At 66.8% G+C, this 21,104-nt stretch carries 22 protein-coding genes; 9 read left to right on the forward strand and 13 right to left on the reverse strand.

The annotated features are described in order from the left end of the window. The first annotated feature begins 59 nt into the window (after nt 1–59). The gene (locus ACFQ36_RS00090; protein WP_377009327.1) at nt 60–227 is read left to right on the forward strand and encodes a hypothetical protein; all 168 of its coding nucleotides are present in this window, start codon (nt 60–62) and stop codon (nt 225–227) included. A gap of 42 nt (nt 228–269) precedes the next feature. Then, nucleotides 270–1,418, forward strand: coding sequence for a serine hydrolase domain-containing protein (locus tag ACFQ36_RS00095; RefSeq protein WP_377009329.1), 1,149 nt, complete (start codon nt 270–272; stop codon nt 1,416–1,418). A 36-nt stretch (nt 1,419–1,454) separates the two neighbouring features. Here the strand turns inward: ACFQ36_RS00095 and ACFQ36_RS00100 are convergent, their stop codons facing one another. Then, nucleotides 1,455–2,207 carry a DUF2306 domain-containing protein gene (locus ACFQ36_RS00100; protein WP_377009331.1) on the reverse strand — a complete coding sequence of 251 codons (753 nt, stop codon included), beginning with the start codon at nt 2,205–2,207 and terminating at the stop codon, nt 1,455–1,457. A 189-nt stretch (nt 2,208–2,396) separates the two neighbouring features. On the opposite strand from ACFQ36_RS00100, the gene ACFQ36_RS00105 reads away from it, so the two are divergent. Continuing rightward, nucleotides 2,397–3,173 carry a TetR/AcrR family transcriptional regulator gene (locus ACFQ36_RS00105; protein WP_377009333.1) on the forward strand — a complete coding sequence of 259 codons (777 nt, stop codon included), beginning with the start codon at nt 2,397–2,399 and terminating at the stop codon, nt 3,171–3,173. Between the two features lie 233 nt (nt 3,174–3,406). Here ACFQ36_RS00105 and ACFQ36_RS00110 read toward each other — a convergent pair whose 3' ends face one another. From ACFQ36_RS00110 to ACFQ36_RS00135, 6 genes are all read right to left on the reverse strand, one after another. Next, on the reverse strand, nt 3,407–5,596 hold the full coding sequence (locus ACFQ36_RS00110; protein ID WP_377009335.1) for a cytochrome P450: 2,190 nt from the start codon (nt 5,594–5,596) through the stop codon (nt 3,407–3,409). Between the two features lie 127 nt (nt 5,597–5,723). Continuing rightward, nucleotides 5,724–6,278, reverse strand: a complete 555-nt coding sequence (locus ACFQ36_RS00115) for a helix-turn-helix domain-containing protein (RefSeq protein ID WP_377009336.1) — start codon at nt 6,276–6,278, stop codon at nt 5,724–5,726. An 84-nt stretch (nt 6,279–6,362) separates the two neighbouring features. Continuing rightward, nucleotides 6,363–7,334 (reverse strand): ABC transporter substrate-binding protein, encoded by a 972-nt coding sequence (locus ACFQ36_RS00120; protein ID WP_377009337.1) that lies wholly within the window; start codon nt 7,332–7,334, stop codon nt 6,363–6,365. A 141-nt stretch (nt 7,335–7,475) separates the two neighbouring features. Continuing rightward, nucleotides 7,476–8,036, reverse strand: a complete 561-nt coding sequence (locus ACFQ36_RS00125) for a TetR/AcrR family transcriptional regulator (RefSeq protein WP_377009339.1) — start codon at nt 8,034–8,036, stop codon at nt 7,476–7,478. A gap of 103 nt (nt 8,037–8,139) precedes the next feature. Then, entirely contained in the window at nt 8,140–9,669 is a 1,530-nt protein-coding gene (locus tag ACFQ36_RS00130) for an APC family permease (protein ID WP_377009341.1), read from the reverse strand. A 225-nt stretch (nt 9,670–9,894) separates the two neighbouring features. Next, complete coding sequence (locus ACFQ36_RS00135) at nt 9,895–10,455, reverse strand: TetR/AcrR family transcriptional regulator (RefSeq protein ID WP_377009343.1); 561 nt, start codon at nt 10,453–10,455, stop codon at nt 9,895–9,897. 205 nt (nt 10,456–10,660) lie between these two features. Between ACFQ36_RS00135 and ACFQ36_RS00140 the strand changes: the two genes are divergently transcribed. From ACFQ36_RS00140 to ACFQ36_RS00165, 6 genes are all read left to right on the forward strand, one after another. Beyond that, nucleotides 10,661–11,173, forward strand: a complete 513-nt coding sequence (locus ACFQ36_RS00140) for a flavin reductase family protein (protein ID WP_377009345.1) — start codon at nt 10,661–10,663, stop codon at nt 11,171–11,173. Then, entirely contained in the window at nt 11,170–12,771 is a 1,602-nt protein-coding gene (locus ACFQ36_RS00145; RefSeq protein WP_377009347.1) for a 4-hydroxyphenylacetate 3-hydroxylase N-terminal domain-containing protein, read from the forward strand. Before ACFQ36_RS00140 ends, ACFQ36_RS00145 begins: the two co-directional genes overlap by 4 nt. Before the next feature lie 391 nt (nt 12,772–13,162). Continuing rightward, nucleotides 13,163–13,378 (forward strand): hypothetical protein, encoded by a 216-nt coding sequence (locus ACFQ36_RS00150; protein WP_377009349.1) that lies wholly within the window; start codon nt 13,163–13,165, stop codon nt 13,376–13,378. Further along, nucleotides 13,375–13,602 (forward strand): hypothetical protein, encoded by a 228-nt coding sequence (locus ACFQ36_RS00155; protein ID WP_377009350.1) that lies wholly within the window; start codon nt 13,375–13,377, stop codon nt 13,600–13,602. The genes ACFQ36_RS00150 and ACFQ36_RS00155 overlap by 4 nt, the downstream gene beginning before the upstream one ends. A 73-nt stretch (nt 13,603–13,675) precedes the next feature. Next, nucleotides 13,676–14,038, forward strand: a complete 363-nt coding sequence (locus tag ACFQ36_RS00160; protein ID WP_377009352.1) for a cupin domain-containing protein — start codon at nt 13,676–13,678, stop codon at nt 14,036–14,038. Nucleotides 14,039–14,048: 10 nt separating this feature from the next. Next, complete coding sequence (locus tag ACFQ36_RS00165; protein WP_377009354.1) at nt 14,049–15,323, forward strand: multidrug effflux MFS transporter; 1,275 nt, start codon at nt 14,049–14,051, stop codon at nt 15,321–15,323. Between the two features lie 74 nt (nt 15,324–15,397). On the opposite strand, the gene ACFQ36_RS00170 is transcribed toward ACFQ36_RS00165, so the two are convergent. The 6 genes from ACFQ36_RS00170 to ACFQ36_RS00195 all read right to left on the reverse strand — a co-directional run bounded on the left by ACFQ36_RS00170 (nt 15,398) and on the right by ACFQ36_RS00195 (nt 20,830). Continuing rightward, nucleotides 15,398–16,444 (reverse strand): cytochrome P450, encoded by a 1,047-nt coding sequence (locus ACFQ36_RS00170; protein ID WP_377009356.1) that lies wholly within the window; start codon nt 16,442–16,444, stop codon nt 15,398–15,400. Next, nucleotides 16,395–17,927 (reverse strand): ISL3 family transposase, encoded by a 1,533-nt coding sequence (locus ACFQ36_RS00175; RefSeq protein ID WP_377009358.1) that lies wholly within the window; start codon nt 17,925–17,927, stop codon nt 16,395–16,397. Before ACFQ36_RS00175 ends, ACFQ36_RS00170 begins: the two co-directional genes overlap by 50 nt. After that, complete coding sequence (locus tag ACFQ36_RS00180; RefSeq protein WP_377009360.1) at nt 17,870–18,211, reverse strand: hypothetical protein; 342 nt, start codon at nt 18,209–18,211, stop codon at nt 17,870–17,872. The genes ACFQ36_RS00175 and ACFQ36_RS00180 overlap by 58 nt, the downstream gene beginning before the upstream one ends. 71 nt (nt 18,212–18,282) lie before the next feature. Continuing rightward, entirely contained in the window at nt 18,283–18,726 is a 444-nt protein-coding gene (locus ACFQ36_RS00185; RefSeq protein WP_377009362.1) for a flavodoxin domain-containing protein, read from the reverse strand. A gap of 44 nt (nt 18,727–18,770) precedes the next feature. Further along, a complete protein-coding gene (locus ACFQ36_RS00190) occupies nt 18,771–20,081 on the reverse strand; it encodes an FAD-dependent oxidoreductase (protein ID WP_377009364.1) in 1,311 nt (436 codons plus the stop codon). 191 nt (nt 20,082–20,272) lie between these two features. Beyond that, a complete protein-coding gene (locus ACFQ36_RS00195) occupies nt 20,273–20,830 on the reverse strand; it encodes a TetR/AcrR family transcriptional regulator (protein ID WP_377009366.1) in 558 nt (185 codons plus the stop codon). Between the last annotated feature and the right edge of the window lie 274 nt (nt 20,831–21,104).

A 21,104-nucleotide genomic window follows, 5' to 3' on the forward strand; every position in this document is an offset into this window, starting at 1 on the left:
CGGTTCCCGGGCCGCTTCCATACTGGGACCTACCGTGACGCGGTTCAAAGGAGATCCCGATGGCAGGCATGGTCCGCAAGAGTCCGGACGACCCCGAGGAAATCCGGCCCTGTGCGGACGGAAAGGGCCGGCTCGACCCGGTCAACGCCGAGGCCGGCGGCGTCGGCGGGGCCGCTTTGGAACCCGGCTGGCAGGGGTACGCCGACAACGCCAGGCGCCAGGGCTAGCGGCCGGCAGGCGTAGCCGGGCGCCCGTGCCGAAGGCGGACCATGGACAATCTGCGCGACATCCTGCAGACGCACGTCGGCCGCGGATTGTTGCCGGGGGCGGTGGGCCTGGTGGCCCGCGGCGGCCGGCTCGAGGTTCAGGCCGCCGGCTCCGCCGACGTCGAGGGCAGCGCCCCGATGGCCAGGGAATCGGTCTTCCGCATCGCTTCGCTGACCAAACCCATTACCGCCGCGGCGGTGATGATGCTGGTCGAGGACGGCCTGATCGGGCTGCAGGACCCGGTCCGGCCGTGGCTGCCGGAGCTGGCGTCGCCGTGGGTGGTCCGCACCCCGGCCAGCCCGGTCGACGATGTCGTCCCGGCCGCACGGCCGATCACCGTGGCCGACCTGCTCAGCTCCCGGGCCGGGTACGGCTTCCCCTCCGACTTCTCGCTGCCGGCGGTCAAACTGCTCTTCAGCGAGCTGAAACAGGGGCCGCCGCAGCCGCAGCTTGTCGCCCCACCGGATGAATGGATGGCGGCGCTCTCCCGCATTCCGCTGCTGCACCAGCCGGGAGTTGCCTGGCTCTACAACACCTGCTCCGACCTCCAGGGCGTGCTGATCGCCAGGGTCTCGGGCCGGCCGCTGCCCGAGTTCCTGGCCGGGCGGTTGTTCGAGCCGTTGGGGATGGCCGACACCGGCTTCGCCGTGCCGGCCGACCGGCTGGAGCGGTTCACCAGCTACTACCGGGCCGGTCCGGCAGGCGGGCTCGAGCTGGTCGATGCCCCCGGCGGGCAGTGGAGCAGCCTGCCCGCGTTCCCGTCCGGAGCCGGCGGGCTGGCCTCGACGGTCGATGACTTGTACGCCTTCGCCAGGATGCTGCTGGCCGGCGGGACCGCCGGCGGGCGCAGGCTGTTATCGCCCGAGTCGGTGCGGCAGATGACCACCAATCATCTGACCCGGTTCCAGCGCGAGGCCGGCAGGTTGTTCCTGGAGGGCCAGGGCTGGGGATTCGGCGGGTCAGTCGACGTCGAGCCGATCGATCCGTGGAACATGCCCGGCCGTTACGGCTGGGTCGGCGGCACCGGGACGGCGGCGCACATCGTCCCGCCCACCGGCGCTGTCACCATCCTGCTCAGCCAGGTGGAAATGGCCGGACCGACACCGCCGAACCTGATGCGGGACTTCTGGCGGTACGCTGCCGGAGCCTGAGGTGTGTTCCGGCCGGCGCCGGCGTCCGGGGCCGGATCACTCGCGTGGACCTTGAGGAGCACCTCGCCGCGGCCCGGTCAGGGTATTGGCGCCGGACGTACCGGCCGCCTGCGGGGACGCCTGGAAGCGCCGATAAATAAAGTATTCGGCCACCGCAAGGTTGACCACCCAGGCCGCCCCCATGAGCACCGCCCGGCTCAGCTCACCGGTCGGGCCGGTCAGAAGAACCCAGGGGATGGTCAGCAGGACCACAGTTCCCGCGCCAACGCCGATGGCGTAGGCGCGGGCCATCCATGCGCCGTGCCGGGCGAAGTCCCGGCGCCGGATCGCGAGGAGGCCCAGGACGATGCTCACCACCATGGCTGAGCCGAAGGCCAGGCGAAGGACGAGAAGGATCTCGCCGTCGCCGTCCGGGAGGTCGTAGAAGACCGACATCCACAGGCCGGACAGGGCAGCGAGCAGGCCGGCGGGGACGAGGATGCGTCCGGCGGCGCGGTGCCACCCGCGCCTGCCCCGGCGAAGTAAGGGAACGAACTGGAACGCCCCGAGCAGGCAGTACACGGTGACAGCGGGAACGTGGATCAGCACGGGGATGGGCGAGTCAAAGAACCGCTCGTTTCCGGGGGTCACGGCGGCACCGCCGGCCAGCTCGGTAAGACGCACCATGCCGAAGAACACCGGGACGAGGCTGAGGAGGATCAATCCGGCGGGCACGAGCCACCGGGTCCGGGGACGGCGGGGGTGCGCCGGGACCACCGCAACAATCGGGGTCTTTCTGGTGGGGTTCACTGGGAGGCCTTCGTTCGATGGGGGCCGAGCAGGGCCCCTGCCCGCGGGGATCGCCTCTCGACCAATGGAGCCGGCCCGGCGGCGGCCGAACGGGCTAGGTGTACGGTGTACACTTCATGTCGGCAACGCTAAGTGTACGTTGTACACTTGTCAAGAGGGATCGGAGCAGTTGTCCCGGGAAGGCGGTCGATGGCTCAGCAGGGCGGGGACGGGAGGCGCGCGCGCCTGGACCGGGAACGGGTGCTGCAGGCCGCCGTCGAACTTGCCGATGAAGCCGGCATCGAGTCATTGAGCATGCGCCGGCTTGCCCAGGAGCTCGGCGTGGTGCCGATGGCGCTCTACAAACATGTGGCCAGCAAGGACGAACTTCTCGATGGCATGGTCGAGGTCATCATTGGCGAGATCGATCCTCCCGACCTCGATGCCGGCTGGAAGAACGCGGTCCGGCGGAGGGTGCTGTCGGCGAGACGGGTGCTCCAGCGCCACCCGTGGGCCCGCCAGGTGCTCGAATCCCGCACCAATAAAACGCCCGCGGTCCTGGGATACATGGACTCGTTCATCGGGATGTTCCTGGCCGGTGGTTTCTCCGCCGATCTCACCCACCACGTCATGCATGCCCTCGGCAGCCGCATGTGGGGGTTCACCCAGGAGTTGTTCGACGACCGGCCCGGTCCGAAGGCGGAATCTCCGGCAGGGGCATCACCGGAAGCGCAGGCCGCCATGTTCCAGCAGATGGCCGGGCAGTATCCGAACATCGTGGAAATCGCCGCGGCCGCGGCGCACGACGACGGCTCGGTGGTCGGGCACGGCTGCGACGACCAGTTCGAGTTCGGGTTCGCCCTCGATCTCCTCCTCGACGGCTTTGAGCGGCTTCACCGGCAGAACTGGACATCGAAGCAGGCGAAGCCGGACCGGCGACAGCCTGCCGCCCGGAACGCGCGGCAGTCCGGCTCCGGGCCGCGGTAGCGGGAAGACGTCATCACTCGCATCCCCGTCCGGCAGTACTCCGTACCGTCCGCCGGACAAAGCCAAGGAGCGGACGTCTTCATGGGTGGTGTCCAGCTGTTCCTGGAGGGCCTTTTAGCCGGTTCCGGCAGCTGCTTTGAGGGTGGCCTTGTGAATGTGCCGCAGGAAATGTGCTGCAGTCGGGCCTCCGGTATGACCGGCGGCCCGACTGCGGAGAAGAGCATCGAAGAAAGTTAGAGATCCAGGACGATCGGCCCGGGGCCGCCGCGGGACACACAGACCATCATCCTGTCGTTGCGGGCTTTCTGCCCCTTGGTCAGGTATACGTCCCGGTGCTCGGGTATGCCCTGAAGGACCCGGGTTTCGCACGAGCCGCAGTTGCCGGCCTGGCAGGAGGTGAGCACGTCCAGGCCCTCTTCCCGCAACACGTCCAGGGTGGTCTTGTCGGCGGGGACAGTCAGGGCCTTCCCGCTGCGGGCCAGCCGGATCTCGAAGGGGCGGTCGCCGTCGCGAAGGGCGTCGACGCCGGTGAAATGTTCGCAGAGCACCTCGCCGCCGTGCTGCTCGGCGACCTGCTGGGCCTGGTCCATGAGGCGGGTGGGCCCGCAGCAGTAGATGGTGCTTTCTGCCCGGAGCGCCTGTTCAACGGCGCCGGCGAGATCGAGCCGGGTTCCTTCCGAGGAGATGAACAGCCGGACCTTGTCGCCGTAGGCGGACAGTTCCTCGAGGAACGGCAGGCGGCTGCGGCTGCGTCCGCAGTACAGCAGCGTGAAGTCGACGTTGTCGCGGGCCGCCTGGGCCATCATCGGCATCAGCGGGGTGATGCCGATGCCGCCGGCGATGAAGAGGTAGGACTTGGCCGGAACCAGTTCGAAGTTGTTGGCCGGATGCCCCACGCGGACCCGCATGCCGGGCCGGAGTTCACCGTGGACGAATTTCGACGTCCCCTTTGAAACCTCCTCGCGTGCCACTGCGATCCGCCAGCTTGAGCCGCGGCCGGGAGCCGGGCACAGCGAATACTTGGAGAAATGGGTTTCGGAAGACCAGAGATCAATGTGGGCGCCGGGCGCCCATTCCGGCAGCGCGGTGCCGTCCGGGGCCTGCAACTCCACGGACATGACGTTCTCGGCCTCGAGCCGCATGGCGCTGACCAGCAGCTCCGACTCGCGCTCGTTCCGCGGCGCCGTGGCGGCCCCGGAGACGGCGATCCGTTCCTGCTGCCGTACCGGAGTAAAGACAACGGGAAGCTTTTTCGGGGCGCGGAAGACCCATCCGGTGACCACCGGGTCCTCGTCCGGGGCGGCGGCCACGTCGGGCATGCTCTTGACCAGCTCTTCGAACATGATCCGCTCTACCTGGCGGCCGAAGAAGTGGCCGGCGCAGAAATGCTCGCCGCCGCCGAACGCCTGGTGTGCCCGGCTGGCGCGGTCGATGTCGAACAGCTCCGGGCTGTCGAACTTGTCCTCGTCCCGGTTCGCCGACGCCAGGACGACATTCACCGGGGTGCCCGCCGGCAGCGCCGTGCCGCGCAGGGTTGTCTCCCGGGTGGTCTGCCGGTCGGTGCAGCCGATCGGGGCGATCCAGCGCAGGCCCTCCTGGATGGCCAGGGGGATCCATTCCTCCGGGTCCTCCACCAGCAGCTTCCACTGGTCGGGCCGGGTGAACAGGCCGTGCAAGCTGCTGGCCGCGGCATGCCCGGGCTCCTGCATGCCGCCGAGCAGGATGACCTTGAGCGAGGGCATGATCTGGCTCACCGGGCGGGGCGTGGTGCCTTCCCGTCCGGCCCACATCATGTGGGAGGTCATGGAGTCGTCCGGATGCCGGGCCAGCTGCTCCAGCAGCGGTGCGACGGCCTCCTCGAACTCCCGGGAAGCACGGTCCGAGACGGCGTAGATGTCCGGGTCCTGGCCGAAGTTGGCCACACCGCCGTTCAGTTCGGTGAACCAGCGCCGGATGGTCGCGGTGTCGGCCACCGCGTCCAGCCCCATGACGCGGCGCAGTGCCTCGACGCTGACCGGTTCGAAGAATTCGGTCACGAGGTCGGCACGGCCCTTGTCGGCGATCAGGTCGAGGTAGTGGCGGGCTACCGGCCGGACGTACTCGTTGACCATGGCCAGGACCGGGTCCGGTTGCAGCTTGCAGTCCACGCCCTGGCGGATCTCGTCGTGTTCCTCACCGGTGGTGTTGAGGATATTGGGCTGGCCGAAGACCCGGTTCATGGTTTGGTGGTTGGTCGCCCCGCCGAAGCCGTGTTCGCCGCGCAGCACGGCCGCGACGTCGTCATAGCGGGTAATGAACCAGGAATCCGCCGCGGGGATCCAGGCCACCGGGGCTTCCCGGCGCAGCCGTTCCCAGATTGGATACGGGTCGGCTTCCAGTTGGCCAATGGTGATGGAGTCGAGGAATTGATCGATAGCGGACATCGATGCCCGTCCTTTCGCGTTCTATTCAGACAGAACTTTATTCCATCATAACGAACAGCGGGACTTCGCAGAAGACCCCGGAATGCAGGAGTCATGAAGTGGCCGGCCGAGTGCCGGAGTCAAAGGGTCAAGAAGGCTGGACCAAGGCGATCCAGACGGTGGCGTCTTCCTCTGCGGCTTCCCACAGGTGTGGCCCGTCCACCCGGTAGCTGGCAAAGTCCCCGGCGGAGAGCACCCTCTCGTCGCCCATCGGGCCAAGGCGCACGGAGCCGGCGGCCACGATCGCGAACTCGCGCGAGCCGGCGCCGTGGCTTGCGGATACTTCCCGGTGGCCTGCAGCAATCTGCAGGCAGTGGAATTCCAGCTTGGCCGCGTCCGTTCCGGCCGCGTGGACCAGCCTGGCCGCGACGGCGTCGTCACCGACGTCGGTCCCTTCGTCCCGGCGCACCACAATAATCCCTTCCTCGTCTCCGGATGCCAGCAGTTGCTCGACATCGGTGGACAAGGCGGCGGCCAGGTCCTGCAGGGTGTGCAGGGTGGGATTGCCGGAGCCTGACTCAATCTGCGACAGGGTGGCCTTGGCAATGCCGGAGCGGTCCGCCAGCTGGGTCAGGGTCAGGCCGCGGCGGTCGCGGAGCCGGCGCGCATTGCGGGCGAGGTTGGTGCTCAGGTTGGATGCCATGGATCCTGTCCGGCCAGGGGAAAGGGACTGGTCCGGCATCCGCGGTGGATGCCGGACCAGTCCCTACGCTACCGTGGCGGCAGGCTACTTCATGATCGCCTTGGAGAAGTCGGGCTTTTCCTTCAGGAAGCCCAGATCGGTCATGGTGGCGGCGACTTCATCGAGCGTTTCGGGCTTCAGTTCCGTGGACCAGTAGACGGGGGTCACCTCGGAAGGCTTGATGTCGAACCCGGCCATTTTGACGCCGGTGGCAAGGGCATCGTCCACGTGTTCATTGGCATAGGCATTGGCCTTGTGCATCGCGGTGCGGAACTTTTCGAGCGCTTCGGCCTTCTCGGCCACGGCCTGCTGGCCGGATGCGTAGATGTCGACCGGGCCTTCCCCGAAAGCCTCCGCCGTCGGCTTGCCCAGGATCTTCATGCCGTCCCCGAGCGCCTGGGCGTTGAAGGGGCTGCTGAGCGAGGCGGCGTCGATGCTGCCGCTCTTGACGGCTTCCAGCGCGGCGGCGAAGTCCAGGGACAGCCATTCCACGGATGCCGGATCGACCCCGGCCTTGACCAGTGCGGCCGTTGTCACGACTTCGTAGACGCCCTTGCGCGCCGGGATGGCGATCTTCTTGCCGGCCAAGTCGGCGAAGGAGTCGATTCCGCTGTCCGGGTTCACCACGATGGCTCCGTCGTCGAACTTCGCCGTATCTTTGGCCGGCAGTTCGTCCGCACCGGCCACGGCGGTGAGCGGGACTCCCTGGGACACGGCGTTGATGAACGGCACCACAGGGACGAACGCGACATCCACCTCGCCGCTTTGGGCGGCGGCTACCGCGGCGGGCGGGTTGGTGAGCGGGATGGTTTCGATCTTCAGGCCTTCTTCGGCAAAGATCCCCCGGTCGATGCCCAGCTGCAGGGCCGCGTCGGCCACGGAGCCGATGGTGCTCACGGTCAGCACGGTTTCGCTTGAGTCCCCGCCGGCTGCCGAGGTGGAGCCGCCGGAGCAGGCGGCAACGGCCAAGGTGGCGGCCGCGCAGACAGCCAGCGAGCCAAGCTTGCGTAGTTTCATGACAGGTCCTTACGCCGAAAGTCGGAATGTCTACTAAAAGAAGATAGCTGTAATCCTTTAGTAGGTTATGAGGCACATCACAAGCGAGTCAATGGACTTGGCCAAATGACTTGGAATATTGCGCCGGGAGGGCGGGGCGGCCTATTTGCCGTCGGTGATCTTGGCCAGCATCGGTTCGACATCGGTCGCGAAGAACATGACGTCCTCCATGACGGACTGCAGCAGAATGCCTTCAAGGGTGAAGCCGAGCAGCCGGGCGGTCTGGTCGTCGCAGTAGGGGCGCGCGACGGCATCCATACGCCACTGGGCGATTTCCTTCCGCAGGGCCGGCCGGTGCAGCGTGCTCAGGTAGAGCCCGTACTCGAGGATCAGTTGGGGGTGCTGGCGGACGGTGACCTCCTCGACCAGGGCGGCGAGGCCGCCGGCCAGGCCGTGCTCGGCGACCAGAGGTTGAAGCAGGTCGTGGAAGGACTTTTCGTTCCGCTCCCGGATGGTGCGGATGGTGGAGACGAGCAGGTCGTCCTTGTCGGCGAAGTAGTAGGTGGTCGAGCCTAGCGGCACCTTCGCGGCGTCCGCGACTGCCCGGAAGGTCAGCGCGTCGACCCCGTGCTCGGCGACCACCCGGGCGGCGGCCTCGATGATCCTCTGTCGGCGGGCCGGATCGTTCGGGCGCCGCTTGGCACGGGTCTGGGGCAGGCTCACAAATCAACTGTACATAGGCAGCCCTTTCGGCCCGCCGCACCCGGCGGCCGGCGCGTTTGGCGCCGGCCGCCGGGCATGAGGAGTACCCGGGAGGAGTCGCGGGTTACTTTTCCCCGGCCAGTTCGGGGACTTCCTCCCCGGCGCTGCCGGAGCGGAGCAGGTTCCGCTGCCGCTGGATTTCCGCCGCCTCCTCGGCCGTGTCGCCGGCGGCCAGACTCAGGTAAATACGGGGGCGGTTCTTCCGCAGCCAGAAGCCGAAGGCAATGCCCAGCACGGCCGTCAGCGGGATGGCCCACGGGACCGCGAGCATTTCCGGGGTGTCCTTGCCCGTAATGAAACTGAAGGAAATGAGCTCAATGTACAGTGCTGCGGCCAGCAGCACGGTTGCGGCGATGGGCGCCAGGGTGGTTTTCCACCAGTGCCGTTCGGCGGCCGGCTGGCGCAGGAAGAAGCCGACGACGGCCGCAGAGGCCAAGGCCTGCAGGGTGGTGGCGCCGAGGGCACCGAGGCCGAAGCCCACGGGAGAGATTTCCGTGTACGGGTCCACGCCCAGGGCTGACAGCCCCAGCACCGCGACGATGACCAGCACGGTCAGTGCCACGATGGCGCTGCCGGGGGAGTGGTGGCGGTTCTTCCGGCCGAGGAAGGCCGGCAGCAGCTCCTCGTTGGCCAGGCTGTTGAGGTAGCGGGAAGTGAAGTTCGTGTAGGCCAGGGTGCAGGCAAGCTGGGCCAGCAGCGCCAGCACGGACAGCGCCCAGACGCCGGCGTCGCCGAGATAGGTTCCCATAGTAGTGAAGATGAATCCGGCCGGATCCGCGCCCACGGTTTCCTGCAGGCCGTCAACACCGGTTACCCCGGTCAGCACCCAGGCGACGATGGCGAAGGAAGCGGTCAGGACGATCAGGGCACCATAGAGGGCGCGCGGCACGGTGCGTTCGGGATCCTTCGCCTCCGGTGCGTACAGCGCGCCGGCTTCGAAGCCCTGGTAGCAGAGGATGGCGAACACGAAGGCTACGGTCCACTGGCCGATGCCCATGACCGACGGCGAAATAGCGTCGAGGGGGAAGGCGGCCGGCCCCTTCTGTGCCACGATCGCTGTGACCAGCGCCAGCAGGACCAGCAGCTCCAGGGCGACGATCACGAAGGTCACCCGGGCGCTCAGATCGATCTTCCGGTAGGCCAGGACGGTGACGAGCAGCAGCTGGACCAGGAAGCACGCCTGCCAGGGGACGGCGAGGCCGAAGCCGGCCAGGATCTCCTGCGTGACGAAGGCCTGGACCGCGTAGACGGCGATCAGGCCGATGCAGTAGGTGATGACCGCGATCATGGCGGCGCCGACACCGGCAGGGCGGCCGAGTCCCCGGGCGATGTAGTTGAAGAACGCGCCCGGGCGGGTGATCCGGCGGACCATCTGGACATAACCGACGCAGAACAGGCCGATGATCAGGCCGGAGGCGACGAACATCAGCGCTGTAGAGGGGCCGCCGAAGGCCAGGCCGAGCGGCAGGGTTCCTACGACAACTGAGAGCGGGGTAAGGGCGGCCACGATCAAGACAATGATCTTGGTGCTCGTGAGCGTCCGCGGGTTCGTCGTCGACTGCGGATCAAGGCCGGGAGTTGTGGAAGCGGACACCGGGTCCTCCTGAAGTTGGGAACCGCACGGGGTGGCTGGCCCCCGGCAGGGTGTGACGTGCGTTACTGAATGTTTATTACAGTAACCGGCGTCGCTTGTAAAGTGTCCGGCGTTATGTGAATTCGGGATGCCGGAGGGGTTTCGGCCCTGCTTCCCCTTGTGGGTTGCCGTCCTGGATGCTAGGCGGCATGCGGGCAGGGAGGCGGCCGGGCGGCCCGCGGCGGCCTATTTGCCGTCGGTGATCTTGGCCAGCATCGGTTCGACGTCGGTGGCGAAGAACATGACGTCCTCCATGACGGACTGCAGGAGAATGCCTTCGAGGGTGAAGCCGAGGAGCCTGGCGGTCTGCTCGTCGCAGTAGGGGCGCACGGTGGCTTCCATGAGCCATTGGGTGATGTCCGGCCTGAGGGCCGGCCTGTGCAGGGTGCTCAGGTACAGGCCGTACTCGAGGACCAGTTGGGGGCGCTGGCGCACGGTCACTTCCTCGACCAGGGCGGCCAGGCCGCCGGCCAGTCCGTGCTCGGCAATCAGGGGCTCGAGCATGTCCTGGAAGGACTTCTGGTTGCGTTCGCGGATGGCCCGGACGGTGGAAGCGAGCAGGTCCTCCTTGTCCGCAAAGTAGTAGGTGGTCGAACCCAGCGGGACCTTGGCCCTGCTGGCGGCCGCGCGGAACGTCAGTGCATCGACCCCGTGTTCGGCGACCACTCGGGCGGCGGCTTCGATGATTCTTTGCCGTCGGGCCGGATCGTTGGGGCGGCGCTTGGTGCGGGTTTGCTGCAAGGTCACGAGTCAAATGTACATAAATGCTCTTGGTTCCCGCATGAAAGTGTTGCCTGTCGGGATTTGCGTACATCCGTATGCCAGTGCAGTCGGGTTCCACTCCGTGCTGCGGCGTCAACCCGCCGCCGCATTTCCTTCAGAATTCCGGGATCAAAAAAACTTTCCCGCAAACTCTTGTGCTCGGCCTCACAGTTCTCTAGCATCTCAAGTTATGTACAACGGTACACAACTTCTCGAACCAGTTCCCGCCATCGACCCGATGGAATTTCGCCGCACCCTGGGCAGCTTCGCCAGCGGTGTAGTCATCGTCACGGCCGTGTCCGACGACGGTGAAGTCCACGGCATGACAGCCAACGGATTCGTCTCGGTTTCCTTGGATCCTCCGCTGGTGTTGGTCTCCATCGGCGAGCGCGCGAAAATGCATGCCCGCCTCATGGCCGGGTTGCGCTACGGCGTCAGCATCCTCGGCCACGACCAGCAGGAGACCGCCAGCCATTTCGCCGGCAAACCCGCCGGCACGGCCCCGCGCTTCGTCTGGCAGGACGGCATGGCGCTGATCGACGGCGCCGTCGGGCACCTGTCCTGCACCATCGTGGACCGGCACCGGGCCGGCGACCATACCCTGTTCATCGGCCGCGTGGACCGGCTTTCCCATGCCGGCGGCCAGCCCCTCACCTTCCATGCCGGCCGGTTCGGCGCCCTCGCGAAAGGAATCCAACAGTGACAGCTGTCAGCGAAAACGAGACCCTGGCCTCGGAGCAGCACCAGGCACAGCCGGTGGCCGATGTCGCGGCCCCGAACCGGGGACGCATGCAGACCGGGGACGAGTTCCTCGAGAGCCTGCGGGACGGCCGCGAGGTCTGGATCTACGGCGAGCGTGTCCAGGACGTGACCGTCCACCCGGCCTTCCGCAACTCCGCCCGGTCCCTGGCCGGCCTTTACGATGCCCTGCATGATCCGGCCACGCGCCAGGTCATGACCGCGCCGACGGATACCGGCAACGGCGGGCTGACCCATCCGTTCTTCAAGGTCGCCCGCAGCAAGGACGACCTGCGCGCCAGCCGCGAGGCCATCCGGACCTGGCAGGAATTGGTGTTCGGCTGGATGGGCCGCTCCCCGGACTACAAGGCCTCGCTGATCACCGGCCTGGGCGCCAACCCCGAGTACTTCGGCGAGTTCGCCGACAACGCCCGCTACTGGTACAGGGAAACCCAGGAACGCGTCCTGCATATCGGCCACGCCATCGTGCACCCGCCGGTGGACCGCGCCCGCGCCGCCGAGGACGTCAAGGACGTCTACGTCCGGGTGGAGAAGGAAACCGACAAGGGCATCATCGTCAGCGGCGCCAAGGTGGTGGCCACCGGGTCGCCGACCACGCAGTACGTCTACGTCTCGCACGCCGGCGCCCCGCTGAAGGACAAGTCCTTCGCCATCACCTTCCTGGCCCCGACCAACGGCAAGGGCGTCAAGATGATCTCGCGCGCCTCCTATGAGGCGGTGGCAACCCGTGCCGCCAGCCCGTTCGACTACCCGCTGTCCTCGCGGCTGGACGAGAACGACGCCGTGCTGATCTTCGACGAGGCGCTGATCCCGTGGGAGAACGTCCTGATCTACGACCCGCAAAAGCTCGCCGAGTTCGACAGCGCTTCCGGCTGGGAGGGCCGGGCGGTGCTGCAGGCGTCCACCCGGTTCGGTGTGAAGCTGGACTTCTTCATCGGCGCGCTGAGCAAGGCCTTGGAGATCACCGGTGCCGGGCAGTTCCGCGGCGTGCAGGCGGGGCTGGGCGAGGTGATCGGTTACCGGCATGCCGTCAACGCCCTGCGTGACGGCATGATCGAGAACGCCACCGTCGGCTGGGGCGGCACGCTGGACCCGAACCGGGCCTACGGCTGGGCCTACGCGTCCATGGCCTCGTCCATGAACCGGCGGATCCGCGAGATCATCGAGACGGTGGTGGCCTCGGGACTGATCTACCTGAACTCGAACGCCATCGATTTCCAGACCCCCGAGATGCGTCCGTACCTGGACCGCTACCTGCGCGGCTCGAACGGCAAGACCGCCCTGGACCGCTCCAAGACCATGAAGCTGCTCTGGGATGCGATCGGCTCGGAGTTCGGTGCGCGGCACGAGTTGTACGAGCACAATTACTTTGGCCAGCCGGAGCTGTGCCATCTGACCCTCCACGAGGCGGCCCGGACGGACGGCACCCTGGACCACGCCCGGTCCCTGGTGGAGAACTGCATGGACCAGTACGACCTCAACGGCTGGACCAGCAACAAGCTGTTCAGCCCGGACGACGTCAACTTCCTCAAGCGCGGCTAAGCCGTGCCGGCCGGTTCGCTTCCGTGCCGATAGGTCAATTGACTGGACGACGGCGGTGCCCGCCCCCCACCGGGCGCCGCCGTCGTCCGCATGCCGTATCCGGTTCCTGCCGGCTCGTCCCGGAATTGTGTGCAAAGGGTACGGCCGGGGCGGGGGTCGTTGTCCGCGTGGACATGGAGTCCGCCTCGATCCCGGACAATGCTGGGAACACACCATCCTTCAACCACGGGGAACTACTGGAACGTGTCGCTTTATTGGCACCGCCCACCGCCTGAAGCGACTGCAGGATGGCCCCATATCCTGCCCCTGTAGGCCTCGGCGCGACGTCACGGGACGGACAGACCCTGTGGCGTACACCGCATCAACAATTCGCACGACGAAAGGCATTGTCATGGGAAGCCATGCAGAGTGGAAGGACCTGGTCGGCCGGCAGGTGCAGATCCTGAAAGACGGGCGCACCATCCGGACCGGTCACGTGGAGGCCGTAAGCGCCGCTGCCGGGGCGCTCTGGATTGCGGCCCAGGGGGTCGAACCGCGGGCCCTGTATGAGAAGGCGCAGGGCCATACGGTCCTGCCGGTATGCGAAGAGGTGCGGGTTTGCTCGTGAACACCAAGGCTGAAACCCTTGTCGAACTCAGGGTCGCTGACCGGGCCGCCATGGACCGCAGCTTGAACGCGGCGGTCGACCGGATGATCGGAATCGCCCTGCGCGGCGGCCGGCACGGCATCCTGGTCACCCGCCTGGGGGACGGGCACTTCACCGTCGGGCTCAGCGATGCGGTCCCCTTCGGCTACACCGAACAGCTTGATCACCGGCACAGGTCCTTCTGACCCATAGCCGGCACCGTTTCAGCGTTTGCAGGCACTCCGGCCCGCAACGCATCTACTGAGGAGACACGCCCTAGTGCCCACCCGCCTTTTTAATATGCAGACGTTCGCCAACCTTGACCTGGAGGACGGCAGTGACCTGCCGCCGTGGGCAACGATCAACGGCAACCCCGAAATCAGGATTTGCCTCCTTGCCGGCGACGGCGAAAGTGCCGGGACCATGGCGGCCTGGACGGCCGAACGGGACGGCTTTACCTATACCAACCTGCCGTCGGGGGAGTCGGCGTTTCTGCTTCAGGGCAGGGCCCGGCTCACCGAGGACAGCGGAACCGTGACCGAGGTCTCCGCAGGGCAGGGCTACAGCCTTCCGGCCGGCTGGTCAGGGACCTTCGAGGCCCTGGAGCCGGTGCGGAAGGTGTTCTACCTGCTCTCGGAATAGAGGGGGTGGAATGATGAAGGACCAGGCAGGCAGTATCAGCCAAACCGTCGATGCCGTCGGGCCACAGAAAGAAGCCGGTCACACGCACGGTGTCCAGGCCCCGCCGTCGTTGTTCCTGGTGGTGGTGCTGGCCGCCGTCTCCGCGATACCGCAGCTGGCCATCGACATCTACCTGCCCGGGTTACCGCAGCTGGCGCGGGACCTGGGGGCCGAGGCCTTCGCGGTACAGCTGACGCTGACCGCCTTCATGGTCGGATTGGCCGCCGGACAGCTGGTGTTCGGCCCGCTGTCGGACCAGTTCGGCCGGCGCGGTCTGATGTTGTGGGGTTCTGCCGTCTGTGCCCTGGCCACCCTGCTGTGTGCCCTGGCCCCGAATGTGGAGATCCTGATCCTGCTGCGGTTCCTCCAGGGCGCCTCGGGCGCGGCCGGGGTGGTGCTCGCCCGGGCCGTCTTGGCGGACCGGACGTCGGGCCGGCAGGCGGCACGGCTGTTTTCCCTCATGATGGCGATCCAGGGCATTGCCCCGGTCGCGGCCCCGCTGATCGGCGGGGTGGTTGTCGAGCTGATGGGCTGGCGCGGTGTCTTCGGCGTACTGGCCGGCGCGGCCGTGGTGCTGTGGCTGCTGACTTTGCTGTTCGTGCGCGAGAGCCTGCCGCCGGACCGGCGCCAGGCCGGCGGGCTGGCCGCCCTGCTGCGTTCCACAGCCGAAGTGCTGCGCAACCGCCGGTTCCTCGGGTACTGCCTGGCGGTGGGCTTCGGACTGGCAGCGATGTTCGCCTATATAGCGGGCTCGCCGTTCATCCTCCAGAATCTGTACGGCCTGTCACCGGGCTGGTACTCGGTGGCTTTCGCGGTGAACGCGGCAGGTATCGCCGTGCTAAGCGCGGTGAGTGCCCGGCTGGCCGGCAGGGTCAGCCCGCAGGCACTGCTGGGGGCCGGACAGCTGCTGATGCTGGGCGCGGCGGGCTCCTACCTGGTACTCGCCTTGTTGGGGGCCGGAAGCCTGGCCGGCACGCTGGTGCTGTTCTTTGTCCTGGTCGCCGGGCTCGGCCTGATCCTGGGCAATGCCACGGCTCTGGCCATCGAGCAGGCTCCCCGCGCCGCCGGCACGGCGGCCGCGGTGATCGGTGCGGCCGAATTCCTCATTGGCGCGGTGGTTGCGCCGCTGGTCGGCCTGGGCGGAACCGGCAATGAAGCGTTGCTGGGGCTGGTGATGTTCGCATCCGTGCTGATCGCCGTAGCGTCGGCACTCTGGGCCGGAGCGGGGCGGGGCAAGGCAGCGTAGCCGGGCCGGCATACCATCTGCTGCCGATCGTTTAGGAGCAGGAGGACGACGGCGGCCGGAGCCGCCGGCGGCAATTACGAGAGGCGGATCGGCAGGGAATCGATGTACCGCAGGAAGGTGGTGTGCCGGATCATGGGATCTCCGGCAGCTTCCAGCCGGCTGTATCGGGAGGCCACGGCGGAGAAGATGGCCTCTGCCTCGGCGCGCGCGAGAGCCTGGCCGGCGCAGCCGTGCACCCCTGCACCGAAGCTCAGGTGCTGGCTTGCCGCAACGGGGCGGGTGTAGTCGAAGGTGCCGGCGTCGGGAAACACCGTTTCATCCCTGTTGGCGGAGGCCAGCGACATCATCACGTATGATCCGGCCGGAATGGCCGTTCCGGCAACTTCCAGGTCGTCGAGGGCAATCCTCGTTGCGGAGAGCTCCGGAGGATCGAAACGGACGATCTCGTTAATGATCTGCGGCCGGACGGCCGGATCCATGCGGTAGGCCTCGTATACGTCCGGATGCTCGATCATCAACCTCAGTCCGTTGCTGATGAGATGGTTGACATCGAGGTGGCCTACCTGGACGAACAGGATCAGGTTGCCGACGACCTCGGCCTCGGTCAGTTCGCCCCGGTCCAGCGCGCCGACGAAGTCGTCGGCCAGGCCCGTTCCAGGGTTTGCCCGTTTGTACGTGATCAGGTTACGGGCGAGCTGCTGGCACCACCGCATCGATTCAGTAGCGATCCGGAAATCTTCCTCGTCGAAGCCAAGTGCCAGACACCGCATGATGTTGTAGCCATGGAACTTGATCTCGTCGATGTCGCCCACCGGGATGTCGAGGATGCGGGACATGGACGTCTGGGTAGGGACGATGCTCAGGTTCCGGACGGCTTCGATCTCCCCGGAGGGGCCGAGGGCGTCCAGGTTGTTTTCTACGGTGCTGCGGGTGAGCTCAACCCAGGTGCGCGCCGTTTTGGGAGTGAACCATTTGTTGATGATCCTGCGCATGCGCGTGTGGGCGGGCGGATCCTGGCCGAGCACCGAATGCTTGGCTCTGTCGTACTTTTGGTGGTGGACCGCGCCGGGTTCAGGCGAGGAGGATGCGGTGGCGCAGGAGGGTGAAACCGGCGCGTCCATACATCTGTCGCTTGAGCATCTTGGTCTTAGTATTGACGCCTTCGGTTCTGCCGTTGTGCTGCGCCTTGGTGAGCGCGGCGACGACCGCGTCGCGGTCCTGCTCGAGTCCGCGGACGAAGGAATGCAGGTGGGGCAGGTCCGCAGCACGGGCGGCGTGGGCCCAGTCCTCGAGTCTGGCGGCATTCGCCTCCTCGGGTCTGAGAAGGGTGGCGAACACCTGGACCAGGCCGAGCATCGCGGTGATCTCGGGGCAGGCTGCGGCGAGCTGGCCGAGGCGTTCCTGCTGTGCGGCGGTGAGCCTGTCCGGCCTGGTCAGCAGGAGCCCGGCCGCACGGCGGGGCGAGAGGTGCGAGCGGTCGTCCTCGGCGCGGCCCTGGTTCAGGTACCGGTGCAGCAGGTTTGAGCTGCCCTGGTAGCCCAGCCCGCGGATCTCCCGCAGCAGCTGCTGGACCGGCACCCCGGGCTCCTCTGCCCGGCGGGTGCGCAGGTGTTCCCGGTAGGGGTCCACGAGGGTCGGCCGGTACTTCGGGACGCGTTGGAGGCGCTCAGGGACGCCGGCGCGGGCGTATCGTTTGACGGTGTTCAGGGACAGGTTCAGCCGACGGGAGCAGTCCAACAGGCCGACACCCTTGTCCAGCAGGCCGTGCACCTGGGCCCAGCGCTCGGCCGTGCTGCGGGCCCGTGGCCCCTCCTGCAGCCCGGTCGCTCCGGCCCAGCAGGCCGAGTGGGCGGCGACTTCCTTGGCCACGGCCTCGGCCAGTCCGTGCCACAGGTGCCACCGGTCAGCGACTTGGACCGCTGCGGGCAGCGCGTCCCGCACGGCCTGGGCGTAGGCTGTCGAACCGTCCCGGCACACGGTCCGCACCCCCGGATGCGCGCGCAGCCAGTCCGCAACGACTACGGCGCCCCGACCGGGGATCGCATCGATCCGGGCGCCGGTGTCGGCATCGATCAGCACCGTGGCGTAGTCCCGGCCGCGTCGCAACGCGAAGTCGTCGATCCCCAGCACGCTTGGGACCGTGCGCTCGGGCAGCGCGATGCCCAGCAGCGTCCGCAGGGCGGTGTCCCGCCCCGCGGTGATCCCCAAGACCGGCAGCAGCCGGGCAGAGGCACGGCCGGCAAGCTCGTGAACAACGCCGCGCAGCTGCCCGGTCAACCGGACCGTTCGCCGCTGATAGCGCTCCAGCAACCCCGGGACCTGCTCCCGGAAGGTCTGCCGCGGGCACCCGGTGACCGGACATCGCATCCGCCGTACCCGCACCCGCAGCAGCACCCGGCGCCCATCGACCGGCACGTCCGCCGGCATCCGCTCATGGAAGGCATGGATCCTGCGAGTCGGCGTCCCACACGCCGGGCACTCCACAGCCCCGCCACGCGTCGACGCGTGAACCACGATCACCTCGCCGGTGTCTTCGATCTCTTCGATCACCAACGCCGACAACCCCGAGAACAGCATCCCGACCAGCATTTTCGCATCAGCCATGCCCCATCATGGGAAGCCCGGAAGCCGCACCACCACCGAAAGTGCGACAGAGCCGAATGCTTGACAGGCTCGCTGACGCCGAAGTCCATGTCGTTCATCCCGAGCGAGGGGCTGCGCAGCAGGGACGCCACATCCGCATAGCGGGAAACGAGATAAAGGCCCTCTTCCACTCGGAGAACGGGGTGTTCGGCCCGCAGGCGTGCGTAATACGGATAAGGGTCGGCGATGAATTCCGGATCCCGCACAGGCAGGAGCTCCGAGACATTCGGCGTCGTGGTCGTCATTGAATGATCCTTTCGGCTACAGATTCAAGGTCGACTAAAGATTCAAGGCGGTGTGGTGGTGGCGATGCGGTCTAGAGCGTGGCGGCGAACTCTTTGGCCCAGATCCCGGCGATGTCGGTCAGGAACGAGCCGCCGGAGGCATCATGGACACCCGGTGCACCGTGCAGGGTTGCGCCAAGGGAGGTGAGAGTGCCGGCAATCGTGGTGCTTGCATTGTTAAAGGTGTCGTAGGAACTGTCTCCCAGGCCGAATACACCGAACCGAAGGCCGGCCAGCGCGGGCCGTTCCGCCTGGAGCGCGTCGAAGAATGGCTGTGCGGAAGCCGGGAGTTCGCCCTCGCCGTAGGTCGAGCTGACGATTACCAGCAGATCCTCGTCCGCGAGCCCGCGGACGTCGTAGTCGTCCATGGCCGTCACGTCCGCGCTCTCTACGACAGAACCGAGAACCTCGGCAATGTCTTCGGCTGCCATCTCGGCGTTGCCGGTTTCAGTTCCGAAGAGAACGGTCACCTTCATTGAAATTCCTTTCAGGGTTGGCTATGGAGGATGCCCCGGCGCAGTCAGGCATAAGCCGGGGTATGGATGTGTTCGCCGCGGGCGACGGCGATCATCGCCGACCGGTCCCGGAACTTGCTCCGGCAGCGGTCAGGCGATGCGGCGTCACGCTCGGCAGCATCGATGCGCTGCCACTGCGGATAACGGACAGCGCAGTCCTGAATAACAGCAGGCAGGGCGGCCGCCCCGGGCTTTTGTGTTGGCGCATGCGCGTCGAGGGATGCTGCGATGCCCTCGGCAACCGTGCGGACAGCCGCGCGGTTCTCCGCTATGGTCCCTCGGGGCCCCCGGTGGAACCACCCTGCACAGAACAGTCCGCGGCCAAGCCTGCCAACGGCCAGGTCTGCGCCGTCCTCAGCCAAGGCATCCCGGCTGAACGGGCTGCCCGGATCGTCGCCGAATCCAAGGGCGGTGACAACGGAGTCGGTTTCGAATTCCGTAGTGCTGCCTTCCCTGCCGGTTGCCTGGACAACGAGGCGTTCAACCGTGCCGTCGCCTTCAAGACGCAGCGGCCGCACACCCAGGTGGAAATGGACAGTGCACCGATGGTTGTCGGACGGCAAAGCGGCCAGGTATTCCAATGCGGAGGCTCTGGCAGACGATTCCTCCGAGGGAGTTCCGGATTGATGGTGCGTGACAAGGAACCGCACCCCCGGCACCTTGCCCAGTTCGCGCATCACGACGGGATTGAATTTGGCGTTCGATGCCGCAGACCGCCCGACGACATCGATGTGCCTGACGGTTTCCGGGACGAGCCTGCGCAGGGTGTCTTCGGACAGGTCCGATCCGGCAAACGCCTCCGCCGGCTTGGTCAGGAGCCGCACTACGTCCAGCGCGACGTTGCCGTTGCCGACAACGGTAATCCTGCTGCCAAAACGCGGCAGTTCGTCCTGCTCGTCGGGATGTTCGTTGAACAATCGCGTCACGCGCCCCGAGCCGTAGACGCCGGCCAGGTCGGCGCCGGGAACATCCAGTACGTTGTCGCCGGCAAGGCCGGTGGCCAGGAGCACGACGTCGAACATCTCCCGCAGCTGTTCGAGGGAAAGGTCCCGTCCGATCTCGACGTTGCCGAAGAAATCCACGTCGCCCCGCGAGAACAGCCGGTCGAACTGGCGGTCAACGGATTTGGTTCCTTGATGATCGGGGGCGACACCGTAGCGGACCAGCCCGAAGGGTACGGGCAGGCGTTCGAAGAGGCCAATCCGCGCCGTGGGGCACAGCTTGCGGAGGAACTGTGCGGCATAGCATCCGGAGGGTCCGCTCCCCACAATCGCGATCTGCGCGGTGGCCGGCGGACTGTCGATCAGTTTGGACATGGGATATAGCTCCGTTTTGAGTCTTAGGAGTACTAGGAGCACATGGAGGAAGCCGTGTGTTGCGCGTTACATTACATATGTAATGTGCCGTGGCGCAAGGGTTGGCTGGTAGCGGGTCGGCGGAAAGCGGTCCGGCCGTAAGCGCGGCGGACACACTTCGATGCCGAACGGCGGACCCGGCTTGGGTGCTGTTAGAGGTTTGCCGCCAGCAACGACTTCAGGCCCTGGATCGCCCGCCGGGTGTGCACCAGTTGGCCTTCCTCAAGCGTCACCAGTTGGTAGATGATCCCGTCGACGGCCGCCAGGACCGCCTCGGCGACCGCCTCGTCGCTGAGGCCGAAGGCATTCAGCGCCCGCCGCGTGGCGTCACGGTACATTGCGTAGAGCCGTGACACGTGGGGTACCAAGCGCGGGCGCCGTTTGGATTCGAGAATGAGTTCATACTGGAACATCAGCAGAGAGGGGCGCTTCTCAGCCAGATCGAACATGGACGCAAACCAGGCCTCCGGCGATCCCGCCGGTTCCAGCGTGACCAGGCTTTGCTCAAGGCTGTACTGCAGGGCCTGCTCGAGGACGGCGTCGATCGTGCCGAAATGGTGCTGGACGGCCCCATGGGTGACGCCGGCCTGGGCGGCCAGGGAGCGGTAGGTGAGCTTGGAGAGCCCGTTTTCGGCAACGCAGCGGATCGCCGCCTCCAGCAGGACCTGCCGCGTCTCCGGGTGCGGGCCCTCTGCCTTCGCTTCTACCATGACATGTTCCGTTTCGTCCCTGTCCCAGATCGGTCAGAAACGACCCTACCGCCGACAGCCGTGCGGGGCGGTCCGGGATCAGGCAAGGGGCCGAATGTGTCAAATCCCGAAGGGGTATCCTGAGGGTTCTTTTGGTCGCATTGTCGGTGCTTATCCTCAATTGAGGTTCAAACCGCCAGCGGGCGGTCCCAATTATAGCTGGCGACAATAGCCGGCTGCTTTATTTCAGGCATATGAATTGATGTGTATCACCGGTTCGGGCGGTATTGCCGGA

Origin of the sequence: Arthrobacter sp. GCM10027362 (assembly GCF_042679445.1) — a bacterium.
Taxonomy (GTDB): domain Bacteria; phylum Actinomycetota; class Actinomycetes; order Actinomycetales; family Micrococcaceae; genus Crystallibacter.

What these genes read in the sequence shown, in the direction of transcription:
- ACFQ36_RS00165 (WP_377009354.1), top strand. Translation starts at nt 14,049, where the DNA reads ATGATGAAGGACCAGGCAGGCAGTATCAGCCAAACCGTCGATGCCGTC.
- ACFQ36_RS00195 (WP_377009366.1), bottom strand. Translation starts at nt 20,830, where the DNA reads ATGGTAGAAGCGAAGGCAGAGGGCCCGCACCCGGAGACGCGGCAGGTC.
- ACFQ36_RS00090 (WP_377009327.1), top strand. Translation starts at nt 60, where the DNA reads ATGGCAGGCATGGTCCGCAAGAGTCCGGACGACCCCGAGGAAATCCGG.
- ACFQ36_RS00175 (WP_377009358.1), bottom strand. Translation starts at nt 17,927, where the DNA reads ATGGCTGATGCGAAAATGCTGGTCGGGATGCTGTTCTCGGGGTTGTCG.
- ACFQ36_RS00110 (WP_377009335.1), bottom strand. Translation starts at nt 5,596, where the DNA reads ATGTCCGCTATCGATCAATTCCTCGACTCCATCACCATTGGCCAACTG.
- ACFQ36_RS00190 (WP_377009364.1), bottom strand. Translation starts at nt 20,081, where the DNA reads ATGTCCAAACTGATCGACAGTCCGCCGGCCACCGCGCAGATCGCGATT.
- ACFQ36_RS00140 (WP_377009345.1), top strand. Translation starts at nt 10,661, where the DNA reads ATGTACAACGGTACACAACTTCTCGAACCAGTTCCCGCCATCGACCCG.
- ACFQ36_RS00185 (WP_377009362.1), bottom strand. Translation starts at nt 18,726, where the DNA reads ATGAAGGTGACCGTTCTCTTCGGAACTGAAACCGGCAACGCCGAGATG.
- ACFQ36_RS00115 (WP_377009336.1), bottom strand. Translation starts at nt 6,278, where the DNA reads ATGGCATCCAACCTGAGCACCAACCTCGCCCGCAATGCGCGCCGGCTC.
- ACFQ36_RS00105 (WP_377009333.1), top strand. Translation starts at nt 2,397, where the DNA reads ATGGCTCAGCAGGGCGGGGACGGGAGGCGCGCGCGCCTGGACCGGGAA.
- ACFQ36_RS00150 (WP_377009349.1), top strand. Translation starts at nt 13,163, where the DNA reads ATGGGAAGCCATGCAGAGTGGAAGGACCTGGTCGGCCGGCAGGTGCAG.
- ACFQ36_RS00095 (WP_377009329.1), top strand. Translation starts at nt 270, where the DNA reads ATGGACAATCTGCGCGACATCCTGCAGACGCACGTCGGCCGCGGATTG.
- ACFQ36_RS00120 (WP_377009337.1), bottom strand. Translation starts at nt 7,334, where the DNA reads ATGAAACTACGCAAGCTTGGCTCGCTGGCTGTCTGCGCGGCCGCCACC.
- ACFQ36_RS00180 (WP_377009360.1), bottom strand. Translation starts at nt 18,211, where the DNA reads ATGACGACCACGACGCCGAATGTCTCGGAGCTCCTGCCTGTGCGGGAT.
- ACFQ36_RS00170 (WP_377009356.1), bottom strand. Translation starts at nt 16,444, where the DNA reads ATGGACGCGCCGGTTTCACCCTCCTGCGCCACCGCATCCTCCTCGCCT.